Origin of the sequence: Salinivibrio sp. MA607 (genome assembly GCF_001996245.1) — a bacterium.
Taxonomy (GTDB): domain Bacteria; phylum Pseudomonadota; class Gammaproteobacteria; order Enterobacterales; family Vibrionaceae; genus Salinivibrio; species Salinivibrio costicola.
In genome coordinates this window covers 191,974-215,417 of record NZ_MUFJ01000001.1, presented here as the reverse complement: position 1 = coordinate 215,417, position 23,444 = coordinate 191,974, and the positions used below count along the sequence as shown (strand labels likewise).

At 51.0% G+C, this 23,444-nt stretch carries 21 protein-coding genes; 2 read left to right on the top strand and 19 right to left on the bottom strand.

The window, feature by feature from the left end; genetic code table 11:
• Nucleotides 1-114: 114 nt before the first annotated feature.
• The 9 genes from BZG81_RS01065 to rpe all read right to left on the bottom strand — a co-directional run bounded on the left by BZG81_RS01065 (nt 115) and on the right by rpe (nt 10,756).
• On the bottom strand, nt 115-906 hold the full coding sequence (locus tag BZG81_RS01065; RefSeq protein WP_077646906.1) for a DUF1338 domain-containing protein: 792 nt from the start codon (nt 904-906) through the stop codon (nt 115-117).
• Nucleotides 907-916: 10 nt separating this feature from the next.
• A complete protein-coding gene (gene astD / locus BZG81_RS01060; RefSeq protein WP_077577179.1) occupies nt 917-2,398 on the bottom strand; it encodes a succinylglutamate-semialdehyde dehydrogenase in 1,482 nt (493 codons plus the stop codon).
• 1 nt (nt 2,399) lies between these two features.
• Nucleotides 2,400-3,422 carry an arginine N-succinyltransferase gene (gene astA, locus BZG81_RS01055; RefSeq protein ID WP_077461564.1) on the bottom strand — a complete coding sequence of 341 codons (1,023 nt, stop codon included), beginning with the start codon at nt 3,420-3,422 and terminating at the stop codon, nt 2,400-2,402.
• 28 nt (nt 3,423-3,450) lie between these two features.
• Entirely contained in the window at nt 3,451-4,668 is a 1,218-nt protein-coding gene (locus BZG81_RS01050; protein WP_077668927.1) for an aspartate aminotransferase family protein, read from the bottom strand.
• Nucleotides 4,669-5,074: 406 nt separating this feature from the next.
• A complete protein-coding gene (locus tag BZG81_RS01045; RefSeq protein ID WP_077461562.1) occupies nt 5,075-5,653 on the bottom strand; it encodes an anthranilate synthase component II in 579 nt (192 codons plus the stop codon).
• Between the two features lie 96 nt (nt 5,654-5,749).
• Nucleotides 5,750-8,095, bottom strand: a complete 2,346-nt coding sequence (locus BZG81_RS01040) for an ExeM/NucH family extracellular endonuclease (protein WP_077676566.1) — start codon at nt 8,093-8,095, stop codon at nt 5,750-5,752.
• A 222-nt stretch (nt 8,096-8,317) separates the two neighbouring features.
• The gene (gene trpS, locus BZG81_RS01035; RefSeq protein WP_198533612.1) at nt 8,318-9,331 is read right to left on the bottom strand and encodes a tryptophan--tRNA ligase; all 1,014 of its coding nucleotides are present in this window, start codon (nt 9,329-9,331) and stop codon (nt 8,318-8,320) included.
• A gap of 60 nt (nt 9,332-9,391) precedes the next feature.
• On the bottom strand, nt 9,392-10,072 hold the full coding sequence (locus tag BZG81_RS01030; RefSeq protein ID WP_077676564.1) for a phosphoglycolate phosphatase: 681 nt from the start codon (nt 10,070-10,072) through the stop codon (nt 9,392-9,394).
• Between the two features lie 9 nt (nt 10,073-10,081).
• The gene (rpe, locus tag BZG81_RS01025) at nt 10,082-10,756 is read right to left on the bottom strand and encodes a ribulose-phosphate 3-epimerase (RefSeq protein ID WP_025744259.1); all 675 of its coding nucleotides are present in this window, start codon (nt 10,754-10,756) and stop codon (nt 10,082-10,084) included.
• 150 nt (nt 10,757-10,906) lie between these two features.
• Between rpe and BZG81_RS01020 the strand changes: the two genes are divergently transcribed.
• On the top strand, nt 10,907-11,095 hold the full coding sequence (locus BZG81_RS01020; RefSeq protein WP_037367268.1) for a DUF2970 domain-containing protein: 189 nt from the start codon (nt 10,907-10,909) through the stop codon (nt 11,093-11,095).
• A gap of 36 nt (nt 11,096-11,131) precedes the next feature.
• Here the strand turns inward: BZG81_RS01020 and BZG81_RS01015 are convergent, their stop codons facing one another.
• The 9 genes from BZG81_RS01015 to pilM all read right to left on the bottom strand — a co-directional run bounded on the left by BZG81_RS01015 (nt 11,132) and on the right by pilM (nt 19,783).
• Complete coding sequence (locus BZG81_RS01015) at nt 11,132-11,962, bottom strand: Dam family site-specific DNA-(adenine-N6)-methyltransferase (RefSeq protein WP_077461556.1); 831 nt, start codon at nt 11,960-11,962, stop codon at nt 11,132-11,134.
• A gap of 72 nt (nt 11,963-12,034) precedes the next feature.
• Nucleotides 12,035-13,636 (bottom strand): AAA family ATPase, encoded by a 1,602-nt coding sequence (locus BZG81_RS01010; RefSeq protein WP_077676563.1) that lies wholly within the window; start codon nt 13,634-13,636, stop codon nt 12,035-12,037.
• 11 nt (nt 13,637-13,647) lie between these two features.
• Entirely contained in the window at nt 13,648-14,727 is a 1,080-nt protein-coding gene (gene aroB / locus BZG81_RS01005) for a 3-dehydroquinate synthase (RefSeq protein ID WP_077676562.1), read from the bottom strand.
• Nucleotides 14,728-14,746: 19 nt separating this feature from the next.
• The gene (gene aroK, locus BZG81_RS01000; RefSeq protein WP_025739049.1) at nt 14,747-15,265 is read right to left on the bottom strand and encodes a shikimate kinase AroK; all 519 of its coding nucleotides are present in this window, start codon (nt 15,263-15,265) and stop codon (nt 14,747-14,749) included.
• 144 nt (nt 15,266-15,409) lie between these two features.
• Complete coding sequence (locus tag BZG81_RS00995; RefSeq protein WP_077676561.1) at nt 15,410-17,155, bottom strand: type IV pilus secretin PilQ; 1,746 nt, start codon at nt 17,153-17,155, stop codon at nt 15,410-15,412.
• Between the two features lie 12 nt (nt 17,156-17,167).
• Nucleotides 17,168-17,680 carry a pilus assembly protein PilP gene (locus tag BZG81_RS00990; RefSeq protein WP_077676560.1) on the bottom strand — a complete coding sequence of 171 codons (513 nt, stop codon included), beginning with the start codon at nt 17,678-17,680 and terminating at the stop codon, nt 17,168-17,170.
• A gap of 8 nt (nt 17,681-17,688) precedes the next feature.
• The gene (locus BZG81_RS00985; RefSeq protein ID WP_077676559.1) at nt 17,689-18,294 is read right to left on the bottom strand and encodes a type 4a pilus biogenesis protein PilO; all 606 of its coding nucleotides are present in this window, start codon (nt 18,292-18,294) and stop codon (nt 17,689-17,691) included.
• Nucleotides 18,294-18,872, bottom strand: a complete 579-nt coding sequence (locus BZG81_RS00980) for a PilN domain-containing protein (protein ID WP_158011818.1) — start codon at nt 18,870-18,872, stop codon at nt 18,294-18,296. The genes BZG81_RS00985 and BZG81_RS00980 overlap by 1 nt, the downstream gene beginning before the upstream one ends.
• The gene (gene pilM, locus BZG81_RS15445) at nt 18,869-19,783 is read right to left on the bottom strand and encodes a pilus assembly protein PilM (protein WP_108743451.1); all 915 of its coding nucleotides are present in this window, start codon (nt 19,781-19,783) and stop codon (nt 18,869-18,871) included. The genes BZG81_RS00980 and pilM overlap by 4 nt, the downstream gene beginning before the upstream one ends.
• 141 nt (nt 19,784-19,924) lie before the next feature.
• On the opposite strand from pilM, the gene BZG81_RS00975 reads away from it, so the two are divergent.
• Nucleotides 19,925-22,423: a penicillin-binding protein 1A gene (locus BZG81_RS00975; protein ID WP_077676557.1), complete on the top strand. Its 2,499-nt coding sequence runs from the start codon at nt 19,925-19,927 to the stop codon at nt 22,421-22,423.
• A 68-nt stretch (nt 22,424-22,491) separates the two neighbouring features.
• Here the strand turns inward: BZG81_RS00975 and oxyR are convergent, their stop codons facing one another.
• A complete protein-coding gene (gene oxyR, locus BZG81_RS00970) occupies nt 22,492-23,400 on the bottom strand; it encodes a DNA-binding transcriptional regulator OxyR (protein WP_077461548.1) in 909 nt (302 codons plus the stop codon).
• Nucleotides 23,401-23,444: the final 44 nt, after the last annotated feature.

Genomic DNA, 23,444 nt, shown 5'->3' with positions numbered 1-23,444 from the left:
GCGCTCTCTGTATTCCCAACCGACGCCCTGGCGTCGGTTTTTCTTTTTAAAACAAAAAAAAAGGAAGAGCGAACTCTTCCTTAACCGTTTAGGCCTCGTTATATCCACTATTTGTTAGTGCGTGCTCTCAAAAATTTTATCCGCTGAAGCGGCAACAAACCCCTGGTACAACTCACCGTTGGGCAACACATAACGCTTAGCAAACTCATAAAACCCACCTGGAATGGTTTGCGTGCCATCAGAGAAAACAACAGGGACACGGTCAGCCATGGTGGAGGATTGCTCCAGATAAACGGATGCGTCCCCTTTTACTTCCCCACCCGCTTCGTTAATTGCAAAGCCATTGTCTCGCAGCTTTTGATTAACCGATTGGCAATGATCATGAGCCTTTAACTGATTGACACTCACTGTGAAATGATTCGCGCCATAACCGTGCGCGGCTACCCAGGACGCGTATTCACTCTCCTCAGCAAGCGCTTGATAGGTGGCGCTATCGATGTCCCAAAGCCGCCCCTGATGAAGAAAATCGCTCCCTGTTAGTGACGACGCATCGACTTGTGCCACCAGCTTATGAACAATGGCTTGCAGCGCAGGCGAGCATTGCTCGACCATCAATTCACTGATAAACACTTTCGGCATCAAAGGATCGGGGTGCTCGAAATGGCAGGCATTGAGCTTTTTCGCTTCAAAGGTATAGTCCCCTTTTTGCTGATAGCCTAGCGCCAGGAAGGGGCGCGCCAAGACCTCAAGCCCAACCTTGGGCAAACCAAATGTCCGCAAGGCAATATGATCATTGATTAAAGGCTGCCCTTCTTCGAGCAAGGCATGTACCTGATGTGCCGATGGGCAAAGACGGTTAATATAGTCTTGCCATAATTTATCGAATAACGCTTGGCCACTGTCCATATTGGTCTCCTTAATCTTGTTGAGTCGGAATACCGGGGGCGAACGTCTCAGGCAGTACCACCTGCTCCCCTTCCATTGATGCCATGGGATAAGCGCAATAATCGGCGGCATAGTAAGCGCTTGGACGTAAATTACCCGACGCACCTGGCCCGCCAAATGGCGCATCACCGCTTGCCCCTGTCAACTGACGATTACGATTCACAATCCCTGCGCGAATATGATCGAGGAAGTATTGCCATTCGCCCTCGTCTTCACTGATAAGGCCTGCCGACAAACCATAGCGGGTATCATTCGCCTTCGTGATCGCATCAGCCATATCCTGATAGCGCTGCACTTGTAGTAGCGGACCGAAATACTCTTCGTCGGGTAACGCTTGAATGCCACTCACATCTAAAATCCCTGGAGAAATCACCGCATCGTGTAAATGCTCGCACTCTATGACGGGGGTAGCTCCCAGATCGATCAATTTCTGTTGTGTGGCCAAAATCCCCTCGGCGGCAGCCATTGAAATTTGGGCGCCCATGAAAGGCGCGGGATCATCAAACTGGCCACCCACTCGCACGGTTTTGGTCCATTGTGCTAGGCGAGTCAAGATCTTGTCACCCACTTCTCCCTCAGGCAGCAGCAGGCGGCGTGCACACGTACACCGCTGACCGGCACTGAGGTAGGCCGATTGAATAATGGTGTATACCGTGGCGTCTAAATCACCGAACTGATCACTCACCACCAAGGGGTTATTGCCCCCCATTTCCAGCGCCAGCATTTTATCGGGCTGGCCAGCAAACTGACGATGAAGAATATGCCCCGTATTGGCGCTACCGGTAAACAATAAACCGTCAATACCGCGCGCTTGGGCCAGCGCCTCGCCGGTATTGCGCCCACCTTGTACCAGGCTGATCAGTCCTTGCGGTAATCCCGCTTCGAGCCAATAGCCCAAGGTCTTCTCTGCGACTTTTGGCGTCAGCTCAGAGGGTTTAAATACTACGCTGTTGCCCGCCAATAAAGCTGGAACAATGTGGCCATTAGGTAGATGCCCAGGGAAATTGTAAGGCCCGAATACCGCCATAACGCCAAGTGGACGATGGCGTAATACCGCTTGGGTGCCATTGACGTCTTTTTCACGTGAGCCTGTTCTTTCGTGGTACGCGCGCAAGGAGATCGCCACTTTGCCTACCATGGCCCCGACTTCGGTTTTGGTTTCCCACAAGGGTTTGCCCGTTTCTTCGGCAATGACCCGAGCCAGTTCATCGGTATTGGCTTTCACTATCTCGGCAAAGCGCTCCACCAGCGCTTGGCGCTCAGAAAAATCGGTATTGCGCCAACGCAAAAACGCGTCGCGTGCGGCGCTGACCGCTTGCTCCACTTGCGAACGACTCGCTTCTGCACCTTGCCAAATACATTGACTATCAAAGGGGTTTTGCGAGGTCATGATCTCGCCCTCGCCTTTCACCCACTCGCCATGAATCAAATGGCCTGCTGATTGCTTTGTCATTTTATCCCCCCATGGCAATCAAACGCAGTTGATCGCCGTTTTTTACATTCAATGCATCGGCAACCGCTGGGCTAATCACAACTTGATTGGTTTCGTGATCGATCGCAGCTTTCGCCGCGGTGGCACGGAAGCCAGCAAAATCGGTATTCGATATTAAATAATCCTGCGCGCTACTGTGCTCTCTTACGCGCGCTGAGGCGGTGAAAGAGTGACGTACAGACTCAATATTGGGGCGTAAGCATTCTACCGTTGGGCCCGCATCAAAGATGTCGACATAACCACGGCAAGAAAAGCCCTCTTTTTCCAACAAGCGTAATGCTGGACGGGTATTCGGGTGCACTTGACCGATAACTGCACGAGCTTCCTCACTCAGTAGGCTCACATAAATCGGCAATTTAGGCATTAAGTCGGCAATAAACCCTTTGGCACCAATCCCGGTGAGATAATCCGCCAAGGTAAAGTCAATGTTAAAAAAGTTGTCTTTTAGCCACTGCCAAAATGGCGAGTTGCCCTCGTCATCCGACACACCGCGCATTTCGGCAAACACCACGTCAGCGAAGCGCTCTGGAAATTGCGCCAGCATTAGGAAGCGGCATTTAGACAATAACTTACCGTTTAACCCGCCACGAAACTCTGGACGCATAAACAGGGTGCAGATTTCTGTCGCCCCCGTGTAGTTGTTGCCAAAGGTCAACACTTCAACAATGTTGTGCACGTTCAGTTTGCGTGATGAATGTACCACCTTGGTCAGATGGTAACTGTAAAACGGGTTATCAAGGCCAATGGCGGCTTCGATGCCCGTGGTCCCTGCGATTTCACCGGTTTCTAAATCTTCGGCGACCATCAGATATCCCTCTGGCCCCGGCTCTGTCACCTGTTTGGCAAAACTCTCAAGCGAATTATTAATCCGCCCCTGTAGCAAATCGGCATCGACCGGCAAGGAGGTAAATCCATGCCCGGACGCTTCCGCACACAACATCAGTGCATCAAAATCTGATGCACGGATCGGCCGAATAACTAACATCTCAAATCCCTCCGAGTGAGTCAGGTCGCTATCCTGCGACGACCTTGGCAATCGCACGTTCTAGGCGTGCCATTCCTTCTTCAATATCCGCTTTGGTAATGACCAGTGAGGGAGTAAAACGCACCACATTAGGCCCGGCAACGAGAACCAATAAGCCTTCTTCGCCTGCCGCAACCAAGATATCGCGTGCTCGGCCTTCCCAGTTTTGGTTCAGTGCCGCACCGAGTAACAAGCCTTTGCCACGCACTTCACTGAAGATGCCATATTTATCATTGATCGCTTCTAACCCGTCACGGAACCATTGCTCACGCTCTATGACACCGGCAAGCACGTCGGGTTTGGTCACTTCATTAACCACCGCTTCTGCCACCGCACAGGCCAGTGGATTACCGCCATAAGTAGAGCCATGAACCCCCGGCTTCATATGCGCAGCCAAGGCGTCGGTCGTTAACATGGCACCAATTGGGATCCCGCCACCGAGTGATTTTGCGGTGGCTAAAATATCGGGCTCGACCCCAGACTCTTGATAAGCATAAAAAGTACCGGTGCGCCCGTTCCCCGTTTGCACTTCATCAAACACTAAAAGCGCATTGTGTTTATCACACAGTTCACGCACGGCTTGGAGAAAACCTGGCTCTGGCGGCACAATCCCACCTTCACCTTGTAAAGGCTCCATCATCACCGCACAGGTTCGGTCCGAAATATGATCGGCCAATGCGGCAATGTCATTGTAAGGAAGGTGTGTTACATCGCCGGGTTTGGGCCCAAAGCCATCGGAATACGCGGGCTGACCACCTACGGTGACAGTAAAGAAGGTGCGACCATGGAAGCCTTTGGTAAAGGCAATGATTTCACTTTTATGCTCACCATGTTCTTCTTTTGCCCAACGACGTGCCAGTTTCAGGGCCGCTTCGTTCGCTTCAGCGCCCGAGTTAGCGTAAAACACGCGGTCGGCAAATGAGAGTTCGGTGAGGCGTTTAGCCAGACGCAACGCGGGCGCATTGGTCATGACATTACTCAAATGCCACAGTTTCTGGGCTTGCTCGGTTAACGCATCAACCATGACCGGATGACAATGGCCTAAACAGCTCACCGCGATACCACCGGCAAAATCGATATACTCTCGGCCTTCTTGGTCCCAAATGCGCGACCCTTTACCGTGATCAGGAATCATCGGCATTGGGTTGTAACATGGCACCATGACTTCATCGAAGAGTTTACGTTCTACTTTGTGCTCCATTGTCATCACTCAATCCTTCTATGTTTTATCTATGAGGCATAGTATTTACATTATTTTAACCGCAGCAATAGCAGATTATGTTTTGTTTTCAGCATGGTAACAAAGCTCATGCAGTTTAAAGAGATAGTTATGCATAAACTGTGAGCAAAGAGAAGATGAAAGTGAGTAAGGCTATGATGCTAAGAAGGCAAGATTAACGGACTAAAGACCGACAGTTGCATAAGGTTGCAGCCGTTGACAAAGTGATTAAAAACAGCGAAATGTAAAATTAGTGATAAAGATCGCTATTTTTTGCAACCATTGCTGAAAAAAAAGACTCAAGAAAGGAAGACATACGGTAAAGACTGTACGATAGAGGCCGCCACAGATAGAGCGTCAAAAGACGAACATATTAACCTGCCCGCCCCGCTACCTAAGATTGTTGAAGAAAATTGGCTAACAAGGCATGGCCCTGCTCCGTCAGAATACTTTCCGGATGAAATTGCACCCCCTCAATCGCCAGCTGCCGATGTTTGAGCGCCATTATAATCTCACTGCCATCGTTATCGATAGCGGTCGCTGTGACGGCCAAACAGTGAGGTAGGCTTTGAGGTTCAACTAATAAAGAATGATAACGCGTGACAGTGACAGGGCTAGGCAGGCCAGCGAAGACCCCTTCTCCTTGGTGGGTAACTTGGGACGTTTTGCCATGCATTACCGTACGAGCTCTCACGACGTTCGCGCCAAATACTTGTGCCAGCGCCTGATAGCCAAGACAGACCCCTAAAATTGGAATTTTCCCGGCAAAGTGTGCAATCACCGCTAAGGAAATCCCCGCTTCATCCGGGGTACAAGGGCCAGGGGAGATAACGATGTGCGAGGGAGCCATCACCTCAATATCCGCCACACTAATGGCGTCATTTCGCGCAACATGGACCGATGCGCCCAGCTCACAAAAGTACTGATAAAGGTTATAGGTAAAGGAATCGTAATTATCGATGATAAGAAGCACTGTGCTACGCCATGCGATGGAAAACCGGCATGATGCTACCACAGTGCTGAATAGGCGTCATCCAGGTGCGAGCAACCTTCGCTGCCCGCCACAAGATTACGGCTGGGTGAGCTGACAGCGAAATCCGGTGTATTTAACCGTCATCGCGCTATCTGCAGGTGCACGGCCGCAGTAAACCGGGATCAGCCCTAGCGCTTTCACGGATACCCTTATCGAATCATCCGGCTGCAGCGCCAAGGATTGAACTAAAGGGCTAGCCTGGTCAAAGGTGCGCGTCGCGCGCCATTTCATCCACGCATGATCCGGACTTTTTTGTCCATTAAGTAAGGGGATAATAGGCAAGAAACTGCGATTATTGATCGTCACCGAGACGGGGACCACGGGCTCAGGATAATCGAGTGAGATCAGCACAGGATCGTGATCGGATGACGAGAATGGATTACTCGATTTCACCAATTCTCCGCTATATTGTCGGCTGTACTCAAACAGAGTGCTCTCTACCGAGTTAATATGCCACTCTTCCACCCCGACCACTTTGCTCGCCAAACTGGCATTGGCGAGTGCATGATCTAACGCGCCCAGTTCTCCAGAAAATGAGTACGAGTAGGCTTTATCCCCTAACCACTGCGTTGCGAGGTTGGTATAACCAAGACCTTGCTCAACGACGCTTGGCGTTGGATGCATAGGCACACCACGAATTTCAGTGCCCGCCGCGGTGATAATATCGCGCTGGCCCTCAGTACGCTGATAATCCGTTAGCACCCGCACCGGATCTTCTTGCGCATAAGCATTGAGATCACCCAAAATTAATACGTCACCGTCGACCGCTTTGAGATGGTCACGCAATGCAACGGCGGCAGACACGCGAAACGCATTGCAGTGTCCCTGCATATCCGCGGTATCAGTATCAAACTCACCCGCAATCCAGTCTTCATAGCAGCCTGAGCCTTTCGATTTAAAGTGATTCACCACCACACTGAGCGGCTGGTCATTAACCATAAAACGTTGAATTAGGCTATCACGCTGGTATTTGTCGAGTGTCTTAGTTTCTCCGTCTGGACTTTCGCCGCTGATATGCTGCTCTGGCATGGGTACCGCTTGCGCCTCACCTGCGAGATTGACCTTCGCGGGGCGATAAATCATGCCCACCATAATCGCATCTGAGCCAAAATAGGCGCCCTGATTTTTCTCTTGGTCACTGGGTTCGACAAATTGGTAATGATCACGCGAGTCAGCAAATTGCGCATTTAAATGGGTCACCAGATCAGCAATGGCGCTGCCAGACTCAAAGCCATTATTCTCAATTTCCATCAAACCGACAATGTCGGCGTCCATCGCGGTGAGTGCATTGACAATTTTAGTGCGTTGCAACCCAAACTCAGCCGCCGTTTTCGCCCCACGGTTACAGCCACGATTCGCATCGGCATCGGCACGATCATCACAGGTCACGTTGAGTGGGCCACCGACCGCACTGGCGCTGGTGAAATAGTTAAGTACGTTAAAACTCGCCACCTTAATGTCAGCGCCAGGCACGTTATTCGGTGCCGGTTGACGATCATTTTGGTGCACAATATCACCGGCAGTGATGGTGTTTGTTGCAACAAGTCGGTATTGGTCGTAGCTATAACCCATAACACCGCTCAAACGCTCGACCCGAGCGCCAATACGTAGATATCCCTGCTCGGCATCTAAGCCTGGAAAATACGGGATCTCGCCGTCTCTCGCTTTTTGATCGCTCTCGATATACAGCTGGTTATCGCTATTTTTCGCGGCTAATGCCTCAGCGTCAGGCGTTAACGCGGGATACTGTTGCGTGGGTTTGTATAAAGGGGATTGATGCGATAACACCATATTGTTACGGAAGGCATCGTAGTCAAAGCCAAAGTTACGCGTGATCACCAAATCGCTATCCGCGTCCATGGTGACGTACATCCCTTCGTAGCGCTCAAGTGCCTCGTGCAAAGTCTCATCGGGTTGAACACGGAGTGCCGTCGGTGCAATCGTCCCCTGAGGTGTCCCCTTAGCCACTTGTTCATCGGTAACACCCAGTTGGGTATGGCCGTAATACTCGTTGATGTAACCACTGGCACATAAGGTGTCACCGGGCTGCAAGTTGAGGTCATCAGCGCCTCGCAAGTAAACAAATAAGCCATCGGAAGTGGCACGATTACCATCGCCTTGCGGATCTTGTATCCAGGCTCCTTTATACAAGCCTTGGGTAACGGCAGTGACTACGCCTTGTACCGCATAAGTTTTATCTGAGCGGTACTGCCCGTCTGGAACCAATGGGCTACGCGCGCCGTCACCTTGAATCGCGTAGATGGGGGTTGGGGTTGTCACACCACATTGATAAGTTTCAGTCGGTGGGGCTTTTGCCGCCGCGGGCAGTGCAACGCCGGCCAGCACCAAAGCAAGGGGCGACCACATCAATGGCTTTTTCATACCTGTTCCTTCACGTAAATTGAGTGTTTACTCGAAAATCGGATGCATTATTCATGATAGATACAGAATATGACGTGATATGAATCGCATCGAGGCTAGCGATTATTGATGAATTCGTTAGAAGTGAGAGGCCGGTTCAGCCTTGATCAAAAAAGCAGCGAGACTGGCCCGCTGCTTACTTGTTTTGTGATTGTACCAGGTTTGTACTATTACAAACGCGTGCTACACACGTGGCACAAAACCGACCGCATCATAAACTTTGCGTAAGGTGTCTTGTGCCCGTGCAGAGGCATGCGCCGTCCCTTTTTGCATCACATTATCGAGCATTGCGCGATCAGCTCGAAACGCATGATAGCGCGCTTGCAACGGCTCTAGCATCGCGACGACGGCGTCTGCAGTGTCTTTTTTCAGGTGGCCATACATCTTGCCTTCATACGCTTTTTCTAGCGTATCAATTGACTCACCCGTCGCCCCAGACAATAACCCAAGCAAGTTGGAAACACCCGGTTTTTGTGCACTATCAAAACGGACACGCGGCGGCTCTTCTGAGTCCGTGACCGCACGTTTGATTTTTTTCGCAATCGCTTTTGGATCTTCGAGCAGCCCGATCACATTGTTACGGTTATCGTCAGATTTCGACATTTTTTTGGTCGGATCTTGCAGGCTCATGACCCGCGCATTGACATCGGGTGTGTAAGGCTCAGGCAGAGCAAACACATCGCCATAGCGATTATTAAAACGGGTCGCCACGTCACGCGCCAGTTCAAGGTGCTGCTTTTGATCGTTACCCACCGGCACTTGGTTGGTTTGATACAAAAGAATGTCTGCCGCCATCAATACCGGATAACTAAACAATCCCGCGTTAATGTTCTCAGCATGGCGCTGCGACTTATCTTTAAACTGGGTCATCCGATTCAACTCACCCATTTGGGTGTAGCAGTTTAACACCCAGCTGAGTTGAGCATGCTCAGGCACGTGGGACTGGACAAACAAGTTGCTTTTTTCTGGACTGACTCCCACCGCGAGACACAGCGCCAGCGCATCTAAAGTCGCTTCGCGCAAGGCATCCGCATCTTGGTGAACCGTAATGGCATGTAAATCCACCACACAGTACTGACAATCATAATCATCTTGCATCTGTTCCCACTGACGCAACGCGCCCAGATAATTACCAATACTCAGCTCGCCTGAGGGCTGCACACCACTCAATACAATGGGTTTCGAAGATTGACTCATGATGATTCGGTTCCTTTACATGTTGCCCGTGTGGGCGGTCTTATTTGCTGGTTGAAAGCGTTACGCGGAGTAATTAGCCACCACTGCCTCTAGTTGGCTAAAATGGTCCAGCACATAGCTGGGTTGGCTGTCACTGATTGGCTCACCGTAGTTGTAGCCATAAGTGAGGCCAACGGAGGCCATTCCCGCATTGTGTGCTGCTAAGATATCATTTTTTGAGTCACCGACCATCAACATCTGGGCATTGGTTAACCCATACTTATCGCGCAACAGGTGCAAGCCTTCTGGGTCAGGTTTGCTGGTTGACAGACTATCACCACCAATCACATCACTGAACAAGGGCGCTAAACCTAAATCCTCTAAAATAGCGGGCACGAAAGCGATCGGTTTATTCGTGACGACGCCCAGCTGATATCCCTGCTGGTGCAATGCGGTTAGGGTCTCTTTCACGCCAGGGTAGAGCACGGTTTTTTCGTGACCATTGTGCTCATAATGGTAATTAAAACGCGTGCGTGCAGTTGCGACCAGCTCAGGGTCAAGCGCTGGATCATGATCATGCGCACGGGACAATGCGCGACGAATCATAATATCCGCACCATTCCCTATCCAACCGGTCACCTCGGCTACACTCACTGTTGGCCGGTCCAAATCCGCCAGCATCATCTGCAGCGCTTGGGTCAAATCGGGCACGCTATCAACCAAGGTGCCATCTAAATCAAATGCAATATAACGCAGGCTCATACGACTTCATTACCTTTCTACTTTTGCCAGTTCGGCACGCATTTCTTCAATTGCGGTTTTATAATCCGGTTGACCAAAAATGGCCGACCCTGCGACAAACATATCCGCGCCCGCTTGGGCAACGTCTGCAATGTTATTGGCCTTTACACCGCCGTCAATTTCCAGACGAATATCTCGCCCGCTGGCATCAATACGCTGACGGACCTCACGCAGTTTATCTAAGGTGGTGGGAATAAAAGACTGGCCGCCAAACCCAGGATTGACCGACATCAGCAGGATCATATCGAGCTTATCCATCACATAATCTAAGTGGTGGAGCGGCGTTGCCGGGTTAAAGACCAAACCCGCTTGCATGCCGTGCTCTTTGATCAACTGCAACGTGCGGTCAATATGCTCACTGGCTTCAGCATGAAACGTCACCATGTTCGCGCCCGCTTTAGCAAAATCAGGAATAATGCGGTCGACCGGCTTAACCATCAAGTGAACATCAATCGGTGCGGTGATCCCATAGTCACGTAAAGCCTGACAAACCGGGGCACCAAATGTCAGGTTCGGAACGTAATGGTTATCCATCACATCAAAGTGAATCACATCTGCACCCGCCGCCAATACGTTTTCAACTTCTTCGCCCAATCGGGCAAAGTCTGCAGATAAAATCGATGGCGCAATCAAAAAATCCTTCATAGTGCGGTCGCCTCAATTGCCAAAAAGTCGCCGTAATTCTACCCGATATCAGCCATGAAGTCTTACCTTAACCATGCTTAATCTCAGCGAACACTGGCAAGTGCCAGAGAATTAACTAGAGTAAAAACAGAGGCTGAAAATGGAGGCAGGATGGGCGAAAAACCTAGACTGAAACAGGTAGTAACAAGTGTCATCGCTGCTTTGTTTGGGGTGCAATCACAACGCAATCGCGAGCGAGATTTCGGCTATGATTCACCGGCAATTTATATCATTACCGGCGTTATCATGATCGGACTCGTCATTGGCGCGCTGCTGGTGATCGTGAGCTGGTTGACGTGAGCGCTTTGGGGCAACAGCGCTTTGATGCAACAGCGCTTAAGGCGTGGATGGCTGAGGGGAAAAAAGTGCCAATAGCTCATCTACCTTATTACGACCATTGCCATTACGGCTGATGGTACGCTTAACTTTCACCACATTAAAACTCGCGCCACGATATAAACGGCGTGTATAGGGCGTATCGTGATTGGAGATTAATACCGGCACCCCTTGGGCCAACGACGCTTGCTCAGCATGCTCAGCCAGCAAGGCTTGATCATCCAGCGTAAAACCATTGGTGGCGTAGGTGGTAAAATTCGCCGTAGCAGTTAAAGGCGCGTAAGGAGGGTCGCAATAAATCACTGTTCCTTTCGTCGCCCGAGCAAAACTCTCCCCATACCCTTCACATACAAATTCTGCACGCTGGGCCTTTTCTGCAAAGATCGCGAGCTCTTTTTCCGGAAAATATGGCTTTTTGTACGACCCAAATGGGACATTGAAGCCGCCTTTTTTATTGTACCGACACAAGCCATTAAAGCCGTGACGATTCATATACAAAAAGTACAGCGAGCGTAAATAAGGGTCTGTGGTAAGGTTAAACTCCCGGCGGACATCTAGATAGCGCTCTTTTTGGTTGTACTCTTGGCAAAAGAAGACGCGCGCATCCGCCACAAAACGCAACGGCGTTTGCTTAATAATATTGTATAGGTTGATAAGATCTGGGTTGATGTCAGCCAGAATGTAATGTTCGTAATCGGTGTTTAGAAATACCGATCCAGCACCGACGAAGGGCTCGATAAGCGTGTTCCCTTCGGGAAGATGACGACGAATGTCATCGACTAGCGAGTATTTGCCACCAGCCCACTTTAGAAACGCGCGATGCTTTCTCATTGCCCCTGATCTATCTCTGCGGTGTGAAAAGGGGCGGATTGTACCCTATTTTGGCTCATCAATCAGCGGATTTTACTGCCCATTTGCGCGGTTGATTTCACGGTGAACCTGACTAAAAGACTTCACAAACGGCTGCAGCGCCCGCAGATTATCCGCCAATGTCAGTTCCGCACGACGCGCATCCGTGACGCTGGCATAATCACCCAGTAACACCATGTACCAGTCAGCATTGTTGCGTTGGGTTTGATACACCTGAACCCGATCACTCAGTTGGTAGTTAGCGATAAAGTCTGTCGCATCTTGACGTGAACGCAACGCTGCGAGCTGCAGGGCATAACGCTGGGCAGGTACATCAAGCAAAGCTTGCGCGTCAAAAGACAAGCGATTATCACTGGCCGCGTCCGCTGTCGACGCTGTCTCTGTAGATGCTGTCTCTGTAGACGACAAAGCGGCGCTATTTTGCGATTGCGCCTGCGTCACATCTGAGGGCTGATCCGGTGTCGCGGGCGCAGGAATCGCTTGGTTAATCTCGCTAGCAAGTGGTTCCTCAACCGCCTGGGTGCCATCGCCACCGGCATCTTGTTCGTTAATAATGGCGTCGACAACATCATCAGGTAAAACCACTCTCTGGCCCGCATCATTGCGACCGACGGTTAACCCCTCACCGTTGACTTCCTGCGGTAAATTCGCCTGATCATCGGTCACCGCTGCGTTCGATCCCGCCACGGTGTCGGTTTGATCCGCTGCCGAGTTGCTATCTTGGCCCGTCACTTGCCCATCAAGGGTTTGTGGGTCAGTGGTCGCTTGCTGCTCGTTGAGTAAATCATCCAAGTTTTTTAACCCGTCAGGGAGCATTGTCTCAGCCGACGAGGCGTCATCTTGACTCGGAAAAGCCCACCAGATCGCACCGGCACCCACAATCATCAGCACCACGGCCAACAGCAGCATTAAAAAGGGTTTATTATTTTTCGCGGGCTTTTTATTGTCTTTACTCACAGCGCCTATCTCCTGATTGTCCTTTCCCATGATGGTGCCGGGGTAAACGGTTTGATTAGCAAGCTTAGCTAACCACTGTTTTTTGCCCGCTGCATCAATACGTTGCGTAACGGCTAACACATCGATGAACATCTCTTCTTCACCGTCATTAAGCGGCGAAATCTCGAGCTCCAGCGGCTTTTGGTCGTGCCCGTAAGACACCTGACGTAGCCACTTGTTCAACTTTCCTGGCAAGGCAAAGAGTACAACATTAATCCGCCAGTGTGCTTGATGCTGTGCATATTGCACCAACGCCCATAGCTCAGACAGTAATCCAGGAGTCAGCCGATGCGCATCATCAATCACAATGAGTGCATCACACCCAGCCCCGTCAAGCATCATCGTCAAGCTATCTAGCAGCGGATCCGCTTGATTAAAAACACCGTCTTTGACAATTTGTCGCAGCAAGATAGCGCGACGTTGGTCATCGCTTTGTGCCGTATGGCACGCGAGTAAGGCATGAACATGGGCATCCGCCCACTGCTCCATGTAGCGCTCACTTAACCAGGTTTTACCCGCCCCATCAGGCCCGGTGACTTGGATCAGATTCGCGCTAAATCGAGTGATAAATTGCAGTCGAGAAAGGAGCTGGGTTTGGCTTTCCAGATCCAGAGCTAGCGTATCAAACGTGTCTGTCATGCATTCAATGGTTAACCGGCATCAATCACATCAGCGATTAGCTGGTGTGGAACATCTGCAACCACTTGAGCCTGGCCTATCGCCGTTGGTAAAACCAGACGCAACTGTCCTGAAAGCACTTTTTTATCACGCATCATGTGCTTAATAAAAGCATCGTAGTCCATTTCACGGGGAGCCTTCACGGGAAGATGTGCACTTTGTAACAGGACCGTGATGCGAGTAACCGTTTTTTCATCAATCAAGCCATGCTGGCACGCCGTTTTTGCCGCCAACACGGTTCCAGCCGAGACCGCTTCACCATGAAGCCAATTGCCATAGCCCATTTCGGCTTCAATCGCATGACCAAACGTGTGCCCCAAATTCAACAGCGCGCGTACGCCTGTTTCGGTTTCATCTTCGGCCACCACATCGGCTTTGATTTGACAACAACGTCTTATCGCATAAATCAATGCATCAGGAGAGAGCGCGGTCAGCGCCACCATTTCACTGTCAAGCCAATCAAAGAAAGGGGCATCGGCAATCACACCATACTTGATCACTTCTGCCATCCCCGCAGCAAACTCACGACCGGGCAAGGTGCTTAGCACCTGCGTATCAATCACCACCGCTTTGGGTTGATAAAATGCGCCAATCATGTTTTTGCCAAGAGGATGATTAATTGCTGTTTTCCCACCGACGGACGAATCGACTTGCGACAGTAATGTCGTGGGAACTTGAATAAAATCAACGCCGCGCTGGTAACAAGCACTGGCAAATCCAACAATATCGCCAATCACGCCGCCCCCGAGGGCGACGAGCACGACATCACGGTTATAATTATTTTCTAAAAGAAAGGTGTTGATGGTGTTAAACGTTTCGAGCGATTTATACGCTTCACCATCAGGCAAGCTAAGGCAGGCTACATCAGTTGCGCCTGCCCGCTGAAGGGTTGAGACCAGAGTGGTGCCATAAAGCGGCATCACTGTCTCATTGCTAATGACAGCAACCCGACGGGAATGGACGCCCTCAAACAGGCTCGCATCTGCTAAAAGCCCTTCACCAATCGAGATAGGGTAGCTACGTGCCCCTAAGTTAACGTCTATCCGTTCCATGGTCGGGTCCTGTGGTCGGTTATTGCTGCTCTAAGAGCGCCATGATTTGATTTGCCACCACTTTAGCGCTTTGATCATCAGTTCGTACAACGTAATCCGCAATTTCTTGATACAAAGGATTACGTTCTTCTGCCAATGACTCCAGCACTTCACGTGGTTGGTCAGTTTGCAACAATGGTCGTTTCTTATCGCGTTGGGTACGTGCGAGCTGCTTTTCGATGGTGGTTTCCAAATACACCACCACCCCACGAGCAGAGAGGCGATTACGGCTTTCTTTGCTCATAATCGAGCCACCGCCAGTCGCGAGAACGATACCTTGCTCTTCAGTGAGGTCGTTTATCACGTTTTCTTCGCGTTTACGGAAACCTTCTTCACCCTCAACGTCAAAGACCCATGCAATGTCTGCTCCAGTACGATCTTCAATCACTGAATCAGAATCATAGAATTCCATGTGAAGTTGCTGAGCGAGATGACGACCAATTGTGCTTTTACCAGCCCCCATAGGGCCTACCAAAAAGATGTTTCGTTTTTCAGCCATTTTAAGCAATTTTACGCGCGGTTAAATAAGACAACACCGCCCGCAGGCTTAATGTAAAAAGCCCGAGGCGCCAATTCCTCACAGATATTTCGTGATCAGATTAAAAATTATCTCAGGACAGTGACCCCTTTGGCAACACCTAACCTACCCTGTGACGATTTTAGGGGTCACAAAGATCAGAAGTTCGCGTTTTGCATGGTCTTTTAACTGATGCCGAAACAAACCTCCGAGCAAGGGAATATCCCCAAGGAGAGGCACTTTGGTTTCTTTGTTGATCATCGTGTGCTGAAAAATGCCACCTAAGACCACGGTTTCGCCATTCCGCGCCAAGACTTGGGTATTGATCCGTTTGGTACTGATCGACATCGCCTCACCTTTTCCGGCCACGACCGACTTTTCCGGCATATCTTGGGTCAGCTTTAAATCCAGCACCAACGTATTATCCGGCGTGATCTGAGGCGTGACCGACAAACTCAACACTGCTTTCTTAAAAGAGACGGCCACCGCCCCACTGGAAGAAGCTTCTAAATAGGGCAACTCCGTCCCTTGTTCAATATAGGCGGCTTTTTTATTGGTGGTGATTAATCTTGGGCTCGAGACCACTTCGGCTTTTCGTTCGCTCTCGAGCGCAGAAAGCTCCAAATCGAGCAGTAAATCGTTGCCTAACTTAGCCACTTGAAAGGCCATGCTCGAGGCAGAAGGATTGACTGCAGCTAAATTAACATTGAGGAAATCACCAATACTGCTCCCCTCACCGGCGGCTTCATTTAGGCTGTCAGGACCTTGCTGCGCCAAATCGCTATCCCACATGATATTCCCTTCGACCGACGATCCCACCGTGGTTGAGCCGTTGCGATTCAAAAGCCCCCAACGTACGCCAAGCTCGTCGACCGAACCTTGCTCTACCGTGACAATACGCGCTTCGATTTCCACCTGCTTAACCGGCACATCGAGGTGCTGAACCAAGGTGCGGATACGATCAATGTTCTTGTCAATATCGCGAATGATGATCGCATTGGTCCGCTCATCCAGCGACACCGCCCCCCTTGGAGATAACAAGCTCACGCCTTGCGTTTGACCGCGAATTAATGCGGCTACCTCGCTGGCTTTGGCATAATTTACCGTGATAACCGCCGACGATAGCGGCAACAAGGTTTCTGCTTGCTGCGCCATTTCCAAATCCTGCTTTTCTTGCGCCATCAGCTCTCGACGAGGGGCAACAAGCATCACCTCGCCACGTTGACGCTTGTCCAACCCTTTCACTCTTAAGATAACCTCTAACACGTCTTGCCAAGGCACACCGTCAATCCGCATGGTGATATTGCCCTGAACACTGTCTGAGGTGACTAAATTAAACTGATTTTGCTCGGCAATCAGTTGGAGCACAGCACGAACTGGAATGTCTTGGAAGTTGATCGATATCGGTGCATTCGGATCAAAGGATGCAGGTGTCGTCGGTTCGGTGGCTTGTATGGTTACCACTAACTGTTGTTTTTGTTGATGGTAATCAAAGGCGATCGCTTGCGCCGCTTGCAGATAAATTTTTGCGTGTCCAGAGGATTGCGACACATCGATCGCCGTAATTGCCGAATCCCTGTCTTGGGCATCGATCCGCTTCATTAATGACGGTTTAATCGTTACCTGCGGTAATCGGATATGGAGTTGATCGGCGCTGGGCTGACGAAAATCCGCCATGATCGCAGGGCTGTCGAAGCCCAAAATCAGTTGCGCCTCTCCCTGAGCAGAGCGGGTTAACTGCAACTGGCTCAAGGTTGTCATCTCCGCAGCCTGAGCGGACGCGCCCATAAAACACACCAGGATCAGCGCCACGCGCACAAGCGACCACGGTATAAGGGTATATCGGGCGTTATACGCCGCGAAAATCATCATAACAGTTATCCTTTACGACAGGTTAGGTTCGATTGAAAGCGTCACGGTCCGTTGCTGCCAGCATCCTAAACCATCAGGTAGTGCCTGGTTTATCGCGACATGATCACGCGTCACCGCCATCACTCGGCCGTGGTGTTCACCAAGCCGGTCGCCACGTGCGACTTGCTTGACCATCCCATTCGGCAAAGCAATGAGTGCCTGTTTTTGCCCCCCTTTCGTGAGGCTTCCTTTCATTTCAAGTTGTGCTAAAGGTAAGGTTGAAAGCGGACTGTCACGCCAATGCAAGGCCGGTTGCCAGCAGTCACCAGGAGACATCCGTTGTGGGTCCGATGCGACCGACAGAACAAATGGATCGCGCGTTTCTTTTGCAAAAGGGACAGGTTGATAAACACTAGGCGGCGGCGTGCGTGTCGCGGTAACCGTCGCTTGCGCTTGCACCTGGCGCATAAACTGATGAATGTCATCATCCGTTTTTTGACAACCACTCAAGATCACGATCAACACAAATACACAGGCTCTTAACATGACGCGTCCTAGTTTGTGGGTTGATTGAGCGCGGGGCGGCCGGTATAGCGATACGTCGTCGCAGACACCGAAAATTGCAATGGCGCTGCAGACGGCGGCTGTTCGGTCTCGCGCGCGAGGACAAAGTCCTGCAATGACACTAAGCGAGTCATCGCGGCAATATCGGCACTGAACGCGCCAATATCTCGATACTGGCCTTCAAGGACAATGTTGATTGGAATGGCGTCTAGCCAGCTTCCTTGCTTTCTCGGCTGCCATGCGAGCGTTTCAAACTGCAACTGGTGACGCATCCCCACCTCGTTCACACCAGCCAGCAGGCCCGCGAGCTCTTCTTCCTCAGGCAATTGCTGAATCAGTCTTGCGTAGCGTTGATTAAGCGTCTCTATTTGCGCCTGGACATCGGGTAACGCAGCCACCTCATGCGCTAACTGTCGATAACGTGCTTTCAGGTGAGACTCTTGCCGGTGAGCATCAAGCAAGGTCGCTTGATTTGGCTGTCCAGCGCCTAACCAGCCGACATACCCCATCACTGTCAGTAAAGCACCCCATAAACTCAGCTTTACCGACCAAGGCGCAAACGGTAGTCGTCGCCACTCCCATGCCATCGAATCCATCACTGTTCGTCCTCCTCGCGCTCCGGTAATTGGGGGGAAACATAGTGTGTCAGTGAAAAGCTCAGTCGAAACCGTTTATTGGGCCCGACGGTGTGATCACCCGTCACTACGGTATCGATATCGAGCGCCTCTACCGCTTGCTGCGCTTCCAACGCGGCCAGCAAACGCGCGAGCTCTGCGTTTGAATTCACCCACCCTTCTAAACGGATATGGCCTTTTTGTTGAGCCAACCGGGTTAAATAGGCACCAGCAGGCATCACCGTCGGTATAAAGTTGAGTACCCCAGTGACATTATTACGCTGTCTTTGCAGTTGATTGACCAACCCGAGCCGTGATTGCAAGGCGCGACGTTTAGTGTCTTGTTGCTCAAAGCGCACTAAGGTTTGTTTAAACTGCGTGATGCCTTGTTCAAGTTGTTGATTACGGTGTTGCTGCCCCACTATCTGATAATGCTGCCACTGGATGAATCCCATCACGATGATCAGTGCGCTCCCCGCAACCGCAAGGGTTTGCAGGATAAAATAGCGTGCCTGTCGACGTTGCACTTGCGCGCGCCAGGGGAGTAAGTTAATCCTCATGAACCGCTCGCTCCTCGGAGCGCAAGCCCAAGCGCCGAGCAAGCATGAGGGCTTAGAGAGGACGCGCCAAAGGGTTCGCCAGGTTGAATAAACACACGTTGGGCAGATGAGGGGCAGAGAATGTCGCTGGGCCAGTGACCGCTTAGCCATAGGGTTGAGATAGGCACCGCGTGTTCGCTCTCCACGCGTTGATAGGCATGTTCCAAATGTTGTTGTAGAACGCGAGAGGACGCTGTTGCCTCGCCTTCTGAGCCAGATCCTCCTAGCGGCATTGCGACGGTCAAAGATTGTTGGTACAGCCCGCCATCGGATAACGCGCGCACCGCCGTCAACTTGCCGGCATCAAGATGTAGCCATAGCGGTGAAGTCTGTGGTTGGTAGTGACCTATCAACGCATCATAAACTGCTTGCAGCCCATGCTGCTGCGTATCGACAACACTTACCTTTAATCCCACGTCTTTCAACGCCGAAAGTATTGGCGTGAGTGTCTGTTGGCGACAGGCCACTACCTGGTACTGCGCCTGTCCTGACTGATGGTTCAACGCATGCTGTTTGGTGAAATCGAAGAAAAGACCACTAATTTCCATATTGAGCGCCATGCCTAATGCTTGTCCGACCACGGCTTCCTGCTCGAGAGGATCATCCACATCGGCTGCCATCAGGGTCTTACTGATCACGGTGTCATCCTCAACGCCTACCACCACACTCGGTGACAAACGTTGATACCAGGATACTCGGCTCAATAGTGTGTCTTTGAGCGTTTTCATCGTGGTTGTCAGGGTGTCTTCATCACCAGCGGTCAAGATATGATGCCCGGAAACCTTGAAGGATGAAGGGGACGGGCATAGCGCAATCGCGTGGCTTTCCGTTTGGCCCAAAGCGATACCTAAAACTGCCGAACTTGGAATCATTTCGTGTTAGGCTCCAACGTCAGAGTAAGGTCAGTATTTACAAAACTGTCCTCATCACGGGTTATTTTTTATGCTGGTGCCTTTATACTACTCACGTATGATTATTAAACGGCTAAACGGCAACGAAACGGGAAATCTCAGGTGAAGTTCATAAAGCGTTTGCTTATCTTTGCACTGGTTTGCACAGTGCTTGGAGTCACAACAATCTTTGGGTTTTACCTTTATGTGAAACCCGACCTCCCCGATGTGGCGACATTGCAAGATGTTGAGCTACAAACTCCGATGCAGGTCTATAGCGCAGATGGTGAGTTAATCTCGCAATTCGGCGAAAAACGGCGTATTCCAGTCAAACTCGAGGATATACCTCAACCCATGATTGATGCCTTAATTGCCACCGAAGATAGCCGCTTTTATCAACACCCAGGCATTGATCCTATTGGTATTGTTCGTGCCGCGGCGGTTGTCGCCATGTCTGGCAGTGCCAAGCAAGGTGCCAGCACCATCACCCAACAGCTAGCACGAAACTTCTTCCTGACCAACGAAAAGCGAATTATGCGCAAGATAAAAGAAATTTTTATCGCGGTGCATATCGAACAATTGCTCAGTAAAGAAGAGATCCTTGAGCTCTATTTCAACAAAGTCTTCTTGGGGTATCGCTCTTATGGCGTAGGGGCAGCCGCACACGTGTATTTTGGCAAAACCTTAGATCAACTGACCTTAAGCGAAATGGCCGTGATCGTGGGGTTACCCAAAGCGCCCTCCACCATGAACCCACTTTACTCGCTTTCACGCTCAACCGAGCGACGGAACGTAGTGCTCGGCCGGATGTTGAATGAGGGCTACATTTCTAATGCGGAATACCAGCAAGCGAAAAACGAGCCTATTGTCGCCAGCTACCATGGCGCCGAAATAGAACTCTCAGCACCCTATGTTGCTGAAATGGCTAGGGCTTGGGCGGTCGATGCGCTTGGCGAAGACGCCTATACCTCAGGGGTACGTATTTTCACCAGTGTGGATGCGGATATGCAGCGCGCGGCCAATCACGCCGCCATAGAGAATATCCTCGCCTATGACCGACGCCATGGTTTTCGTGGCCCAGTAGCCACGCTTTGGCAAGCACCTAGCGAACGCTGGCAACATCAACGTATTGTTGATCACCTTGCCAAGCAACCCAGTTACGGCCCCTTGGAGCCTGCGGTCGTGACCGATGTAAAGGCACAATCGGCTCAGGTTGTCGGCCCTAATGGTCGTGATATCGAGCTGCCTTGGAAAGGACTCGACTGGGCGCGCCCATACATTACTGATAGCCGTCAAGGGCCGGCCCCTAAACGCGCTGATGCGTTCCTCGCCAGTGGCCAACAAGTGTTTATTCGTCGCGTCAATGACAGCTGGCATTTGGCGCAAGTACCTACCACCAATACGGCCTTAGTTTCTATGTCTCCGTCAACGGGGGCAATCAAAGCCTTGGTCGGTGGGTTTAACTTTGTCCACTCCAAGTTTAACCGTGCCACACAGTCAGTTCGCCAAGTGGGCTCAAGTATCAAGCCCTTTATTTACTCCGCCGCAGTCAATGAGGGAATGACGCTAGCCAGCCTTATCAATGACGCGCCCATTAACCGTTGGGATCGCAGCCAAGGGGTGGCATGGCGTCCGAAAAACTCGCCGCCACGTTATGAAGGGCCACTACGTGCTCGCCTTGGACTGGCACAATCGAAAAACGTGATGGCTGTGCGTGTCCTCCGTCGTGTTGGCTTGGACGATACCTTAGATTATCTGACTCGCTTTGGCTTTAAACGTGATGATCTCCCTCGCGCCGAAGCCATTGCACTCGGCGCAGGCAGCTTAACCCCCGTCGAAATGGCACAAGGCTTTAGCGTGTTTGCCAATGGCGGCTATTTTATGGAGCCTTTTATCATTGATCGCGTTGAAACCCCCTTCGGCGCGGAGATCTATCGTGCCAACCCACCGGTTATATGCGACCACTGTGAGCGCAAACCGGAAAAGGCTGACCCGTTTAATGAGCAAAACTTATTGACGGACAATGGTAATGACCAACCAACAGCGAGCAATGCCAAGCAAGTGATTGATGAACAAAATGCCTTCTTAGTGCGCGAAATGATGCAAAGCAACATTTGGGGCGGCGGCGATTGGCGTTATGGCACCGGTTGGAACGGCACGGGCTGGCGCGCTCAAGCGCTTAAACGTCGCGATATCGGCGGTAAAACCGGGACCACCAATGACTCAAAGGATACTTGGTACACTGGCTATGGCCCAGGTATCGTCACCACGGTTTGGGTTGGCTTTGATGATCATTCGCGTGAACTCGGTCGCACCACTCGTAATGCTAATTTAGGCGACGAGCGTCAACCGATTTATGGGGCGGAATCTGGCGCGAAAACCGCAGAACCTGCTTGGATTGACTTTATGCAACAAGCTCTCGCTGACGTGCCAGAGCAAAATAAAGTGGTGCCGTCCGGCATAGTCAAAGTACGGATCGATCGCGAGACCGGACTGCTGACAAGAAAAACCGATCATACCTCGATGTTTGAGTACTTTATCAAAGGCACCGAGCCGACAGAATATGTATCGGCTCAGCCTGATGGCAACATTTACGAGTCCAGCACGGAATCCTTGTTTTAACTCGATAAACGCTTAAACCACAACGCCCACATCCGTGGGCGTTGTCACCTCAATGCCAGTATCTTGTGTTAGCGGTGATTTAAGCCGCTCCTTATCGCGGTCATCTGGCCACCAATGGCGTCCGCAAGCTGTTCATATCGTCCTCGTAACGGTGATCCAGGGCGATAATCGAGCGTGATTTGTCGCGACGGCGTCGGTGACGTAATGGGGATATACACCACACCATCGCGTTTATCGGCAGGCACGGACAGCTGAGGCAATAAGGTAATCCCACTTCCTGCGGCCACCATGTTGCGTAACGTTTCTAGACTGGTCGCGCGGAAACGTTGATCCTCTTGCGCACCGACTTTAAAACAAAAGCCCATGGCTTGATCGCGCAAACAGTGGCCATCGCCCAGCATCAACAAGGTTTCCCCGTCTAACACATCAAGCGCAACTTCAGCACATTCCGCCAACCGGTGCTTTTCGTTGACCGCAAGCAACATCGGCTCATCATAGAGTGGCAGCTCTTTAAGGTGCTGTGTTTCTTCGACAGAGGCCAGGATAACGCAATCGAGCTTGCCTTCTTCCAACTGCTGAACCAGTTGCTGGGTTTGTCCCTCATGAATAAACAGCTCTAAATCTGGGAAACAATCTCGCAGCATCGGAATGATTTTGGGTAATAGATACGGCCCCACGGTGGGAATAAAGCCAATATGTAGGGGGCCGGTCATACTTTCACCTTGCTCACTGGCCAATTCGGTTAAAATTGTGACTTCCCGCAATACGTTACGTGCTTGCTGTACTAACCTCATACCGGCATCGGTGAACAGAACCCGACGACTGGTACGCTCAAGTAAGCTGACGCCGAGTTCATCCTCCAGTTTACGAATTTGGCCACTCAAGGTCGGCTGGCTGACAAAGCAAGCCTCAGCGGCTTTGCGAAAATGTCGGTGTTCAGCCAACGCAACCAAATACTCCAAGTCACGAATGTTCATCGTTGTCTCTTCTATAGGGGATAACTATCAAAACCATAGCATCA